This window comes from Clostridium grantii DSM 8605, assembly GCF_900129965.1.
GTDB classification, from domain to species: domain Bacteria; phylum Bacillota; class Clostridia; order Clostridiales; family Clostridiaceae; genus Clostridium_AF; species Clostridium_AF grantii.
This window is the reverse complement of sequence record NZ_FQXM01000003.1, coordinates 134,245-149,133: the sequence shown is the minus strand read 5'-3', so window position 1 is coordinate 149,133 and position 14,889 is coordinate 134,245. Positions and strand designations below refer to the sequence as shown.

At 28.9% G+C, this 14,889-nt stretch carries 10 protein-coding genes; 8 read left to right on the top strand and 2 right to left on the bottom strand.

The annotated features are described in order from the left end of the window. The first annotated feature begins 8 nt into the window (after positions 1–8). The 3 genes from BUB83_RS02730 to BUB83_RS02720 are packed head-to-tail and all read left to right on the top strand — an operon-like array spanning position 9 to position 5,120. The gene (locus BUB83_RS02730) at positions 9–2,645 is read left to right on the top strand and encodes a DEAD/DEAH box helicase (protein ID WP_073336784.1); all 2,637 of its coding nucleotides are present in this window, start codon (positions 9–11) and stop codon (positions 2,643–2,645) included. Between the two features lie 11 nt (positions 2,646–2,656). Continuing rightward, positions 2,657–3,385 (top strand): SWIM zinc finger family protein, encoded by a 729-nt coding sequence (locus BUB83_RS02725; protein WP_073336782.1) that lies wholly within the window; start codon positions 2,657–2,659, stop codon positions 3,383–3,385. 58 nt (positions 3,386–3,443) lie between these two features. Then, positions 3,444–5,120 (top strand): AAA family ATPase, encoded by a 1,677-nt coding sequence (locus tag BUB83_RS02720; protein WP_073336780.1) that lies wholly within the window; start codon positions 3,444–3,446, stop codon positions 5,118–5,120. Between the two features lie 45 nt (positions 5,121–5,165). On the opposite strand, the gene BUB83_RS02715 is transcribed toward BUB83_RS02720, so the two are convergent. Continuing rightward, entirely contained in the window at positions 5,166–6,476 is a 1,311-nt protein-coding gene (locus BUB83_RS02715) for an ATP-binding protein (RefSeq protein ID WP_073336778.1), read from the bottom strand. A 265-nt stretch (positions 6,477–6,741) separates the two neighbouring features. Further along, positions 6,742–7,350, bottom strand: a complete 609-nt coding sequence (locus BUB83_RS02710; RefSeq protein ID WP_073336776.1) for a hypothetical protein — start codon at positions 7,348–7,350, stop codon at positions 6,742–6,744. Positions 7,351–8,197: 847 nt separating this feature from the next. Between BUB83_RS02710 and argS the strand changes: the two genes are divergently transcribed. The 5 genes from argS (at position 8,198) to pilM (ending at position 14,883) form a co-directional block, all read left to right on the top strand. Next, positions 8,198–9,889, top strand: coding sequence for an arginine--tRNA ligase (argS, locus tag BUB83_RS02705; RefSeq protein WP_073336774.1), 1,692 nt, complete (start codon positions 8,198–8,200; stop codon positions 9,887–9,889). A 409-nt stretch (positions 9,890–10,298) separates the two neighbouring features. Next, positions 10,299–11,981, top strand: coding sequence for a GspE/PulE family protein (locus BUB83_RS02700; RefSeq protein WP_073336772.1), 1,683 nt, complete (start codon positions 10,299–10,301; stop codon positions 11,979–11,981). Positions 11,982–12,030: 49 nt separating this feature from the next. Beyond that, positions 12,031–13,236 (top strand): type II secretion system F family protein, encoded by a 1,206-nt coding sequence (locus tag BUB83_RS02695; protein ID WP_073336770.1) that lies wholly within the window; start codon positions 12,031–12,033, stop codon positions 13,234–13,236. Positions 13,237–13,330: 94 nt separating this feature from the next. After that, positions 13,331–13,729 carry a type II secretion system protein gene (locus BUB83_RS22655; protein WP_073336768.1) on the top strand — a complete coding sequence of 133 codons (399 nt, stop codon included), beginning with the start codon at positions 13,331–13,333 and terminating at the stop codon, positions 13,727–13,729. An 86-nt stretch (positions 13,730–13,815) separates the two neighbouring features. Further along, on the top strand, positions 13,816–14,883 hold the full coding sequence (gene pilM, locus BUB83_RS02685; RefSeq protein WP_073336766.1) for a pilus assembly protein PilM: 1,068 nt from the start codon (positions 13,816–13,818) through the stop codon (positions 14,881–14,883). Positions 14,884–14,889 lie beyond the last annotated feature (6 nt).

The following is a 14,889-nucleotide window of genomic DNA, read 5'->3' as shown; positions in this document are numbered from 1 at the left end:
GATATAGAATGAAACTTATAGCAATCATAACCCCAAAAGGCTTTCAAATAGATTTTGACTATAATAGTAAAGGCTCACTTTCTATTATTGAAGAAAATTTTATTGAAGCCTACAATAATAATTTATTTAAAGCACTTTATGAATTATCTTTGGAAAATAAAAAAAGTGATTTATCACCTTCTATGGATTTTTTATATAAAATCAGTAAATCCATTACAACGGGTTTAATAAAAAATCCTCAAATAGAATTTGCACGGGAAAATATTAACTTTTCTCTAGACAATGAAGAAATAACAAGACTTGTATCAATATGTCCTTATATTATTGGGTCAGAATATTTAAATAATCACTGGATTGAGCTTATAGTATCTGAATTAGTAGAGGTTTTTAAGAATGATATAAAAGATTTTGTTGGCACTGTGGATGAGTACTTTTCAAAAAAAGGCTGTAATTTACATATACCTGGACGAATTTATTTTCATTTAGTAGAAAGTAAAAAAGAGGAATATCCTTTTGCTTTTCTAGCTACATATGCTCAACTTACAGAAATAAAAGGCAAGGTAAAACATATCCCTTTAAAAAATGCTTTGATAGAATATAAAAATGATAATGATCAATTACTTAGGCTTTTAGCAACTGTTAATAAAGCTACAGAAAAAAGTTCTTTTATATCAGAGATTATGGAATCAGGAGAAATATTTCACCCTCTTGCTATGTCCATAGAAGATGCTTATACATTCTTAAAAGAAATACCTATTTATGAAGAAAGTGGCATACTGTGTAGAATTCCTAATTGGTGGAAACAAAAATCTAACGCATTAAAGCTTAATGTGTCAGTGGGTAATAATCCATCTTTTGTAGGGCAAGAGGCTCTTATGGATTTTGATTTGAACATAGCCCTTGGAGAGGACACTTTAACAAAAAAAGAAATAGAACAACTCATGGCTGAGAATGAAGGTCTTGCTTTTTTGAAAGGTAAATGGGTGGAGGTTAATCATGAAAAACTCCAGCAGGTACTTCTTGCTTATGAACAAGCTGAAACACTGATGGAAAGTAAAGATTTATCCATGATAGAGGCCATGAAGTTGCAATTAAATGCTCATAAACTTTTAAAAATATCAGAGCATGAATGTGATATCAATGTAACAGAAGGTCAGTGGTTCGATGATGTGCTTAATAATCTTAAAAACCCTGAAAAGATTAATGAAGTATCCTGTGGTAACAACTTTAATGCAAGCTTAAGAAACTATCAAAAACAAGGTCTTTCTTGGCTTTATTATATGAAGCAACTTGGTTTAGGGGCTTGTCTTGCTGATGATATGGGACTTGGAAAAACTATTCAAGTTATAGCTTTATTAAATTATTTAAAAGAAAATAAAAAGGATAAAAGTCTTTTAATCATACCAGCTTCACTTCTTGGAAACTGGGAAAAGGAATTGATTAAGTTTGCACCAGAAATAAAGTATTACATACTTCATTCCTCAAAAACAAAGGTTTCTCAAGATTATAATGAAGACTTTTTGAAGGACTATCAAGTTATAATAACAACTTATACCATGATTTCAAAACAAGTATGGCTTCATGATATTAATTGGGATTTGCTGATTTTAGATGAAGCTCAAGCAATTAAAAATGCTGGGTCCATTAAAACAAAGACTGCTAAAAAAATAAAAAGTTCTTTCAGAATAGCTATGACTGGTACGCCTATTGAGAATAGTCTTTCAGATTTGTGGTCTTTATTTGACTTCCTTAATTCAGGACTTTTAGGAACTTCCAAAGAATTTTCTTTATTGGTAAAACAACTTAAGGAAAATCCAGAAGGAAATAAAAATCTAAAAAAAGTAGTAAGCCCATTTATATTAAGACGTATAAAAACGGACAAATCCATAATAAATGATTTGCCAGATAAAGTAGAAATGAAATCCTTCGCTAACTTAACAAAAAAACAAGGAGCTTTATATGCTTCTTTAGTAAAAGATTTAAATAATAAACTAAATGATAGTGAAGGAATAGCAAGGAAAGGTTTAATTTTATCATCATTAATGAAATTTAAACAGATATGTAATCATCCTGATCAGTATCTAGGAGAAAATTTATTTATAGAAAATGAAAGTGGTAAATTTGCAAGACTTAGAGAAATATGTGAAACTGTTTATGAAAGAAGAGAAAGAATATTGGTATTTACTCAATTTAAAGAAATGACAGAACCTCTTAATGAATTTTTAGAAACTATTTTTCATCATAAAGGTAGAGTTATTCATGGAGGAACACCAGTAAAAAAACGTCAACAAATTGTTGATGACTTTCAAGGGGAAGATTATGTTCCCTTTATGGTATTATCTTTAAAAGCTGGGGGAGTTGGACTCAATTTAACTGCTGCTAATCATGTAGTTCATTTTGACCGCTGGTGGAATCCAGCTGTAGAAAATCAAGCAACAGATAGAGCTTTCCGTATAGGGCAAAAAAAGAATGTTATTGTACATAAATTTATAACCCAAGGAACTATAGAAGAAAAAATAGATCTTTTAATGGAAGAAAAAACAAAACTTTCACAAGAAATTATATCTACATCTCAAGAAAATTGGATTACGGAAATGAGCAATTCAGAACTTTTAGAATTATTCAAATTAGCTATTCCCAAATAAAGGAGGAAAAAATGTACAGCTCTTATGGATTTCCAGAATATGTTTCTGTGGCTGAAAGAAAGAAAAAAAATGAAAAGGCTGCTGAAAAATTAAAGAAAAAACAAAAGGATATATGCCCAGTAGTTATAACAGGAAGAAAACTCGCTTCTACATGGTGGGGGATTGCTTGGAATAAAAATCTTGAAAGTTATTCAGATTATTCAAATAGAATTCCTCGTGGGCGTAGTTATGTTAGAAATGGTTCTGTTTTGGATTTGAAAATTGGAAAAGAAAAAATTTCTGCCTTGGTTCAAGGAAGTGGAAGAAAACCCTATGAAGTAGATATAACCATAACCCCTTTATCTATAAACCGCTGGAACAAAATAATAGATAATTCCATGGGCAAAATAGATTCCTTAGAAGAACTGGTTAAAGGTAAATTTCCAAAATCCCTAGAATCTTTGTTCACAGAAAAAAATAATGGATTATTTCCCTCACCCAAAGAAATAAAATTTGACTGTGATTGTCCCGATTGGGCCTCAATGTGTAAACATGTGGCTGCTGTTCTTTATGGGATAGGGGCTAGACTTGATGAAAACCCTGAATTGTTTTTCACTCTTAGGGGGATAAATATAAATGAATTTATTGAAAAAACCACAATAAATATGGCGGAAGCTTTACTTATTAAATCTCAAAAGACAAGCAATCGTATTATTGACAATGAGGATGTTTCGGCTTTATTTGATGTTGAAATGGATTAAAATATCAAAGAAGGCTTTAAGTATTTATAGAGAAATAATTTAAGGTGAGGGGATCTAAATGACAAAGAAAATTTCCATAGGGATAAGCGATTTCAAAGAACTCATAGAAGATAACTGTTATTTTGTGGATAAAACTTTGCTAATAGAAGAATTTATAAAAGTTAGTGCTAAAATAGTACTGGTTGCAAGACCGAGAAGATTTGGTAAAACTTTAAATATGAGCATGCTTAAATACTTTTTTGAAAAAAGTTCAATAGATAATATAAATCTATTTCAGGGGCTAAATATAGAAAAGAATAAAGATATCATGGAATTGCAAAGCAAATATCCTGTTATATTTCTAAGCTTCAAAGATGAAAAACACCTTAGTTTTGATAATTTAGAGATGAGTTTAAGAGGGCGCATGAGTGATATTTACATTGAGCATCGTTATTGTTTAGATAATCCTAACCTTCATACTGCTCAAAAGGAATATTATAATAGAGTTATAAATAAAGAATCTAATATTATAGAACTTGGGGAGTCTTTAGGAAAACTTTCAAAGTATCTTTATGATTATTACAATGAAAAGGTGATTATTTTAATAGATGAGTACGATGTACCTATTCAAGCAGGATATGTAAATCAATATTATAATGAAGTTATTTTTTTTATGAGAAATTTCTTGAGTGCAGCGTTTAAGGACAATATTTATCTAGAAAAAGCAATGATTACAGGTATCCTAAGAGTTGCTAAGGAAAGTATTTTTTCAGGACTTAATAACTTGGAAATTTCCTCACTTTTGAACTATAACTTTAACACCCAATTCGGATTTACTGAAAAAGAAATAGAAATTATATTAAAAGATTACAATATAACAACAAACCTTCAGGAAGTAAAGGATTGGTATAATGGTTATATTTTTGGGGAAGAAACAATTTATAATCCATGGTCAATTTTAAATTATGTATCAAAGCCTTCAGAAGGGTTGAAACCATACTGGGTGAATACTAGCTCTAATGATTTAGTAAACTTACTCCTTGCTAAAGGTGGAGAGGATATAAAAAAAGACTTGGAAATTCTAGTTGAAGATAAAAACATTACAAGATGTATAATCGACAATATAGTTATGGAGGATATAAGGAAATCAAGTGATAATTTATGGAGTTTTCTATTATTTACAGGCTATTTGAAAGCCTATGACAAAGAAAGAATAGGATTAAAAGATTACTATAAGCTTAAAATTCCTAATTTAGAAATAAAGAGTCTATATATTGATATAATAGAAAATTGGTTTAATAATAGTATCAGTAAGGATAAATATAATATGATGTTAAATAGTTTGACTAAGGGAGATATAAAAACCTTTGGAAAGATTCTAAAACAATTTGTATTAAATAGCATTAGTTATTTTGATGTTGGTGGTTATGAAGGAGAAAAAGTATATCATGCATTTATTCTAGGGCTTCTAGTATCGCTAAATGATACTCATGAAGTTGTTTCTAATAGGGAAAGCGGTTATGGAAGATATGATGTTAGCATCATACCTAAAGATAAAACTAAGCTTGGTTTAGTAATAGAATTTAAGAAATTAGATGTAGATGATACTGAAACTTTAGAAGAAACCGCGGATAGTGCATTAAAACAAATTGAGGAAAAGCAATATTGTGCGGAGATTGTATCTAGAGGCATAAATAAAATTAAAGAGTTAGCCATTGTTTTTAAAGGTAAAGAAATTTATGTTAAAGAAGGATAATTGCTTCTAAAAAAGCTTCAGATAAATTTATCTGAAGCTTTTGCATTAAAGTAAATGATGCTCACCAATAAGGTGGTTAATAAACTGCTCTGCAGTTCTGCCGGAACGTCCATTTTGGTTTAGTTCCCATTTTATAGCTTCTTGCTTTATGTAATCTTGCGGTAAATCTATATTCTTTTGTTCAACCAAACCGAATACAATATCAAGATATTCCTTTTGAGTAGGTTTTACAAAAGTTAAAGTTAGTCCAAATCTATCAGATAAAGATAGTTTTTCATTAACTGAATCATTGCTATGGATTTCTCCTACATTTGAAAGTGTTGGGGCATCTTCCCATTTCTCTTTAACTAAATGTCTTCTATTAGAAGTAGCATAAATTAAAACATTACTAGGTTTAGTTTCTATCCCTCCATCAAGGATAGATTTCATTTGTTTATATTCTATTTCTGTATCTTCGAAGGAAATATCGTCTAAGAAAAGAATAAAAGGTTTATTTTTTTTGCTTAACTCATTCATAATAGTACTTAAATGTAGAAATTGAGTTTTACCCACTTCAATTAATCTTAATCCATCTTTATGAAAATAATTTAATAAAGCCTTAACAAGGGAAGATTTACCGGTACCTCTTGAACCTTCTAATAAAACATTGTTTGCGGTATGTCCTTTGATAAAAGCATCAGTGTTTTTAATTAGCATATCCTTTTGATAAGCACACCCTATAATATGATTTAGTTCAATTTTATGAGGATTATTTACAGGAACAATACCGAAATCATCAACCCATTTAAAGGCTATATTGCTTGATAAAATACCAGAACCAATTTTGTGATAGTATTGAACTAAAGAATTAAAAAAATCATCAAAACAATCTATCTGGCATAAGAATTTTTTTTCTTCATTATAAGGTTTGTATAAATCTTTATTTAAAGTAGGATTATAATCTAAAATAAAATCACCATTGATTTTAGACATATTTTTAAAAGACATAAAATCCAAATGCATTATAGAAAAAATAGTTCTTAAATCTTTTATTGCTAAATCCTTTAAACAACTTTCAATATTATCACCGTATTTCTCACAACTTTGAGCAAATACATTAGAATCATTTAAGATTAAATCTAAAACATAATTACTTAATAAATTTCCTTTATAAGCTCTTTTTTCAGCAAAACAAACTAAATCACCTAAAACAGTATTATATTGTGATGACAAAAAAGTATTACTGGGAGTGTCACGTTTAGTTTCTTTAAACATAGCTTCTATACTTTTAATAACTTGATCATCTCTTATATTTCTATAAATAAGCAAACTCTCTAAATTTGCTTTTATTTCTTTGTAGGTTTTTAATGTTCCCACAGAACAGGCCCCCTTTGGTTAGTTAATAGTTAATAGTTAATAGTTAATAGTTAATAGTTAATAATTTTAGAAAAATAAATATGGTATTATATTTGATAATACCATATTGGAATAATTGTGGAAAGTGTTAAAGACGTATTATTTTTAGAGAACATTATTAATAGCCTATCATGAGGATAATAGGCTATTCTAATCTTTTGATAAATTTTTATTTTAGAGGGATTTATCTTTTGTTTAATCAGGTAAAGTATCTTTAATAATATTCTTATACAAATTCATTATAAATATAGCAGTGTTCACTTATTTTTTCATCTATTACTTTAAGCACCTTGTCCAATTCTTCACCGTTTTTATTTCTGTTTATTTCTAGGAGTACAAAATTACCATATCTTTTTGTTTTAAAGAAAAAATCTTCGCTTATATTTTCCACATATTTTATTCCCAAAGTAAAGGGAAGTCGTAGGTTATTTCCAGAGCAAGTTTCAATGAAAAATGAATCTAGATATAAGAAGATATCAAAATCTTCATGAATTATTTCCGGAATTCTTAAATAAATATCTTTTGCCAAAAGTAAGCTTTCGACTTGGGAAACGCTTTTGTGTGATGTCATAAAAGTTGTTTCTGGATAATTAACAAATTGCTCCATATACATTTTTAAAATACTCAAATATAAAGTTTGAAATTGAAAATCTTTGTGCATTAATTCTAATTGTATATCAGAAGCGAATTTGATTAATTGATAGTTTGCAATGTTTTCCCATATATTATTAATCAACGACTTTGTTTTATCATGCCAGCCATCATAGTTTTCAACAAGAATTGGTATACCTAATACAACTTCAGATTCTGTTAATATTTCTTTGTATTCTCTCATTTAAAATCTCCCTTCTTTTTATAAGTGATAAACATTATATTGATACTTGGGTTTGTTTATCTTATACATACATCATCTTACAATAATAGACATTTGTCAATAATTATTATCAAATAACTTTCAATATTCACAAATATTTCATACAAAATTATGAGAAAATTGTCGAAAGAGTGAAAATCTGTTCTTTGAATTAAAATACTAAGCTTGAAAATTTAAAGAAACTATTGACAAAAGAAAATCACTAAGAATATAATTAAAGTCAATAGTATATATAAACGTTGATAAGGAGAGTAGCTTAATTTATTCTTTTAGCGAGCAGAGGAAGGTGGAAGCTCTGTAGAAAAATTTATGTGAAGAGAACCTTTGAGTTGCTACTAAGTTATTTTATTAAATAATGAGGTAAGCCGTTAGCTGCGTTAAAGTATTAATGGTCGTTAAAAAATAACATTCACTAAATTGCCAGTAAAAATTTTAAGAACATAAATATTTTACTGACAAAAGTGAAAGTAATTTTTCAGCCAACCTATAAGTGGATTATTTTAATCAATAAGAGTGGTACCGCGGAACTTCCGTCTCTAACTATATATTTGTATATAGTTAGAGGCTTTTTTGTTTTAAAAACAAAAAACATTGCTACGTAGGGGGCGGTTTCCACGCCGCCCCGAAACTTAATTTAATGGGATAAATAAATCTTGTAAATTAAATATAGTATTTATTTATATACTATGCTTAATTATAATTGAGCTGGTGCAATACAAACGGGCGGGCATGGAAACCCGCCCCTACAATTTTCAAACAAATTAAATAAAGCTTATTTCAAAAATATATTTAAAAGGGGAAATAAAAAATGGATTATAAGAAAATCGTTGCAGAAAGAATTAAAGAGTTAGTAGATTTAGATTTAGAATTTATAGAAAATCTTATAGAAATACCACCTAAACCTGAAATGGGGGATTTTGCTTTTCCTTGTTTTCAATTAGCAAAAGCTATGAGAAAAGCACCACAAGCTATAGCGGGAGAAATTCAAGAGAAAATGAATAAAGAAGGTTTTGAAAGAATAGAAACAGCAGGTCCTTATTTAAACTTTTTTATGGATAAAGGAAGCTTTGTTGGAGTTACAATTAATAAAGTACTTGAAGAAAAAGAAGCTTATGGATCATGTAAAGTAGGAGAAGGAAAAAATGTTACTATTGATTATTCTTCCCCTAATATTGCAAAGCCTTTTCATGTAGGACATTTATGTAGTACATCTATTGGAAACTCTTTGTACAGAATAATGGAATTCGCAGGGTACAATTGTATAGGAGTTAATCACTTAGGGGATTGGGGTACTCAATTTGGTAAATTAATATCTGCTTATAAAAAATGGGTGGATGAAGAAGCTTTAGAGAAAGAACCTATAAAAGAATTATTAAGAATTTATGTTAAATTTCATGATGAAGCAGAAAAAGATCCTACTTTAGTAGATGAAGGAAGAATGCATTTTAAAAGATTAGAAGATGGATGTGAAGAAGAAGTTAAGCTTTGGGAAAGATTTAAAGCTCTTTCATTAAAAGAATTTGAAAATGTGTATAAAAGACTAGGAGTTAGATTTGATTCTTATGCTGGAGAAAGTTTCTATCTTGATAAAATGGATAGAGTTGTAGATGAATTAACAGAAAAGAAATTATTAGTAGAAAGTAATGGAGCACAAGTGGTAATGCTTGAGGATGATAATATGCCGCCTTGCATAATTAAAAAAGCTGATGGAGCAACTATTTATGCAACACGTGATTTGGCAGCAGTTTTATATAGAAATGATACTTATAATTTCCACAAAAATATTTACGTGGTTGGTCAAGATCAAACTCTTCACTTTAATCAAATATTTAAAGTTGTAGATTTAATGGGATATGAATGTGCTGAAAAATGTAAACATGTTGGTTTTGGAATAGTTAAATTTGCTGATAGAAAACTTTCTACTAGAAAAGGAGAAGTTGTTTTATTAGAAGATTTATTAAATGAATCTATTTCTAAAATCACAGAAGTTATAGAAGAAAAAAATCCTGAACTTGAGAATAAAAAGGAAGTAGCTGAAAAAGTAGGAATAGGTGCTATTAAATTTACTTATCTTAAAAATAAAAGAGGTAAAGATATAGTATTTAATTGGAGTGAAATGTTAAACTTCGAGGGAGAAACAGGTCCTTATGTTCAATATACTTATGCTAGAGGTAAAAGTATACTTAGAAAAGCGGGAGAAATAGAAGGAAAAGCAGATTTCACAAAATTAAATTCAAAAGAAGCTTTTGAGTTAGTGAAAAGTTTAGGGACTTTCCAAGAATCTATTTTAGATTCTATAGAAAAATTAGAACCATTTATAGTAACTAGATATGTATTAGAAGTAGCTAAAAACTTTAATAAGTTTTATAATGCTTATAATATAATGAGTACTGAAGATTTAGAATTAAAAGTTGCGATGTTACAAATGGTAGAAGCTACTTGTCAGGTTATAAAAAATGCTCTTGATTTACTAGGAATAGAAGTAGTGGAAAAAATGTAGTTTTATGTTCTACAAAGTATATAATATAAAATAAAATTAAAAAATGAAGTGAATAAAAGCTTTCCATATTGTGAGGGCTTTTATTTTGCTTAAAATTTTAAATATATTTAAAGGATAAAAAAATTATCTAGCCATAAATAGGTTTAAACTGGATTTATATGAAATTATATGGAACTAAAAGAATAAAAATATATGAAAATATCACAAAAACTAGAATTGTTTTAAAGTAAAACTATATTTAAATTAAAGAAAATACAATAAAACATAAAATTACATATTTATATATGTTGAAAAAAAAAATTCTTTATTGTATAATTAAATTGTAATTAATTACAGGAATAAAATAGAAGAATGAAGAATTTGTAATAATTTAGTAGTACATTATTTTCTAGTAAGTAGGGATGTTCTTATGAAATCATTAGGGAAAAAAAGATTAGGAGATTTACTGGTTCAAAGTGGTAAAATTTCTGAGCAACAATTAATGGAAGAATTAAAAAAGCAAAGAGAATCAAGAATGAAACTTGGTGAACAATTAATAAATGATGGTATTTTAACAGAAAATGACATTATTGAAGTATTAAAAGTTCAATTAAACATGGAAAGAGTATTTTTAGAAGATATTGATTTAGATAAAAGAGCTATAAGAATGATTCCCCAAAGCATGGCAGAAAAATATGTTATGATACCTATTGCCCTTCAAGGAACAGCTATTTTAGTGGCAATGACAGACCCTTTGAATATATTTGCTTTTGATGATATCAATCTTGTTACAGGATTAGAAGTAAAAGGGGTAATATCTTCTGAGAAAGAAATTAAAACTGCTATAGGGAAATTTTATTCTTCTGAATATGTTGAAAAAGCGGCAGAAGAACTATCAAAAGTTAATATTCAAGCAGAAGAAGTATTATCTCTAGAAAATGAAGATGTAAAAAATGCACCAGTTGTAAAATTGGTTGATTCAATTATAGATAGTGCAATTAAAGCAAAAGCCAGTGATATTCATGTTGAACCTAATGAAAAATACATTAAAATTAGATACAGAGTAGATGGAACGCTTAGAGAAGTTTTAAGAACCTCTCGAGAAAATTTGGCAGCTTTAGTTACAAGAATTAAAATTTTGGCGGGATTAAATATAGCCGAAAGAAGAATACCACAGGATGGAAGGATAATAACTAAACTTGATGGGGTATCAGTAGATTTAAGGGTATCAATTTTACCTACAGTTCATGGAGAAAAAATAGTTATAAGAATTTTGTTAAAAAATGTAGATCTTCTTAATAAAGAAAGATTAGGTATGTCTGAATGGGATATGAAAAAATTAGATAATATTATCAAAAGTCCCTATGGAATTATTCTTGTAACTGGTCCTACAGGTAGTGGTAAATCCACAACTTTGTATACTATTTTAAGTGAACTGAATAAGCCAGATATTAATATAGTTACGGTGGAAGATCCTGTAGAATATATGATGGAGGGTATTAATCAAGTTAACGTTAATAACAAAGCGGGCCTTAACTTTGCAGCAGGTCTTAGGTCTATACTAAGACAAGACCCTGATATTGTTATGATAGGTGAGATAAGAGATACAGAAACTGCTCAAATTGCTGTAAGAGCAGCTATTACAGGACATTTGGTATTGAGTACAATTCATACAAATGACTCAGCATCAGCAGTGGTTAGACTTATGGATATGGGAGTTGATGCTTATTTAATTGCCTCTGCCATTTCAGGAGTTGTAGCTCAAAGATTGGTAAAAAAGTTATGCCCTAGATGTAAAGAAGAATATGCAGCTAGTGATTATGAAAAGAATCTTTTAGGGATAGGTATTGAAGAAGAAGTTCATATCTCTAAACCAGTTGGGTGTAAACATTGTGGTTTTTCAGGATTTATAGGCAGAACGGGTATTTATGAAGTGATGACTATAAATGATAATATAAAAGAAGCTATTCAAAGAGGCGCTGATATGTCGGTTATAAACAAATTAAATAAAGAGAATGGAATAAGAACATTAAAATATGCTTGTATTGATTTAGTTTTAAAAGGGATAACCTCCATTGAGGAATTAAATAAAGTAGCTTTTGTTGTAGAATAAAAGTATAATAATTTCAAACAGGACAAGCATTATTGTAGAGGAGTTTCACATGGCCTTATATAAATATAAAGCATCTACTAAAAGTGGAGAAAAAATCGATGGCAAAATAGAAGCTTCTTCTAAAGAGGAAGTAATTCAAAATATTAGAGCTAATAATTATTATCCTATTTCTGTTAAAGAAATAGTTTTGCAGAAAGAAATTGAATTACCATCAATTTTTAATAAAGTTAGTTCAAAAGATATTTCAATAATGTGTAGACAATTCTATACCTTATTAAATGCAGGATCTAATATTTTAAATACTGTAAATATACTTAAATCTCAAGCAGAGAATAAAACTTTGCAGAAAAGTTTAAATGGAGTGTATGATGATATTCAAAAGGGTTCAACTGTATCAGCTTCTATGAGAAAATTTCCAAAGACTTTCCCTTTATTATTAGTAAATATGATTGAGTCAGGAGAGGAAACTGGTAATCTTACAAGAATTCTTTTCAAGATGACTGAACACTATGAAAAAGAATATAAGCTTAACTCTAAAGTAAAATCTGCCATGGTTTACCCAGCGTTTTTAGGAGTGGCGGCTGTAGGGGTAGTAATATTTATGATGACTTTTATACTACCTACATTTATCTCTATGTTTGAAGGAAGTTCAGTGGAACTACCAGGAATAACACAGTTTTTACTTAATTTAAGTTCAGCCATGACAACCTATTGGTATCTTTTTATAGGAGGAACTATTGGTTTAATCGTTGGAACTAATTTGTATTCAAAAACTGAAACAGGGGAAAGGGTAATTGAAACTATTAAATTAAACTTCCCAGGATTTAAAAACTTAAATAAAAAAATAATAACCTCTAGATTTACGCAAAACTTATCAATTGCTTTATTTAGTGGGGTTACTATGATAGATGCTATAGAAATTGTTTCCTCATTGCTAGGAAATAAATTTATTCAAAAAAAATTAATGGATGCTAGAGATGAAGTAATAAAAGGAGAAACTTTATCGGACTCTTTAGAAAGAATGAAGTTCTTTCCACCAATGATGGTATCCATGGTAAGCATAGGAGAAGAATCCGGTTCATTAGATGACATTTTAGAAAAAACAGCAGAGTTTTATGATAGAGAAGTTGAAGATGGACTAGGTAGAATGGTTACAATGATAGAACCATTGATGATAATTATTATGGGTGGACTTGTGGGATTTATTGTACTTGCTATTGCTTTGCCGATGTTTGATATGTATAGCACTATATAGTAGTGAATAGTGGATAGTTTGTTTGATATCAGAATAATCTTGTGGAAACACAACTTTAGATAAAAAAATAAAAAAACAATTGGGAGGATTTATTATGAAAAGAAATAATGCAAAAAAAGGTTTTACATTAATTGAGTTAATTATTGTTATTGCAATTTTAGGTATTCTTGCAGCGGTGGCTATTCCTAGATTTAGTGGATATCAAGAAAGTGCTAAAGTAAGTGCAGATAAAGCTACTGCAAAGACTATGGCAAACACGGCAGCTATATTGTACGCAAATAATAATGCTGTATTTACAATTCCAACAACAGGTACTACTGATATAACAACTTTAGTTACTGCAGAACTTAACTCTACTCCAGAAGTACAAGCTTATACTGGGTATACATTTTTGGTGGAGATTGATGCGAGTAAAAATATAACTGTATCAGCTAAAGGGACATCAACTTACAAAATTTATCCTACAGGGGATACAACATCTCTGTATAAATAGAAAAATATTAAGTGAGATTTGAGCACAATGCGCATTCGCGCATTGTGTTACTTTATATTATAATTACCTTATGAAGAGGTGAAAGTATGGGAAATTTATTTAGTAGTAAAGTTTTATCTATGGAGTTTGGGACTAAGAGTGTTAAGATGCTTGAGATGAAGGCTTCGGGTAAGGGGTTAGTGGTTAGTCGATCTTTTATTTTGGATTTGGATGAGGATATGGTTAAGGATGGCAATATTGAGAATAAAGAAGAGTTAGAAGGGCTTTTGAAGTCTGCCTTGGATACTAATAGATTTACTGCTAAGAAGGTTGATATAACTATTAAAAGTAGTGGAGTTATTGTTAGAAATATTTTTTTGCCCAAAGGTAATGTTAAAGATATGGATACTATGATAAAATATGAAATAGAGGAACAATTACCTGTTAATGTGGATGATTATGAAATAAAATATAAAATTTTGGGAGAAAAACAGGTTAATGAAGAAATTCTTAACACAGTTAATATAATTTTATTTCCTAAAAAAATTGCCCAGGATTATTGGGATTTGATGCATGAGTTAGAACTTAGGCCTAAAAGTTTGAATTTAAATTTTAATAGTATAGAAAAGATTTTTAATACGAAGTATATAAAAATTAATAAAGAAAATTCAGTTTCAGAGGAAACTTTTGTGGTTATAGATATTGGGTATAAAAATATTGAGGTGAACATTATATCTCAAGGGCTTACTCAATTTTCAAGAATTATATCAGGTGGCGGTAAGTTTTTAGATGATATTATTTCAGGAGAAATCAGGGGTTATGGAAATAATCTAGAAGTTTACAAACTTGAACGTATGAATTTAATGGCCAATAGAGATAAATTGGATTCTGCAGTGGCTGATATTATAGATATGGTGAAAGTGGAAGTAGAAAGATGGATAAAAGATATTGATAGGGTTTTGGACTATTATATTAATGAAAATAGAGGTAAAAAAATAGAACAAATTTATATCCATGGTGGAACTTCCAATATGATAGGGTTACCAGAATATATGGAAATGTTTTTAAATGCCTCAGTATCAAGAGTGGAAATTAAAAATATAAAATCATCGGATTTAAAATTTATTAAAAACAGCGAAAAGTTTATAAATGTAATTGGTGCTACTATCAGATAAGTAAGT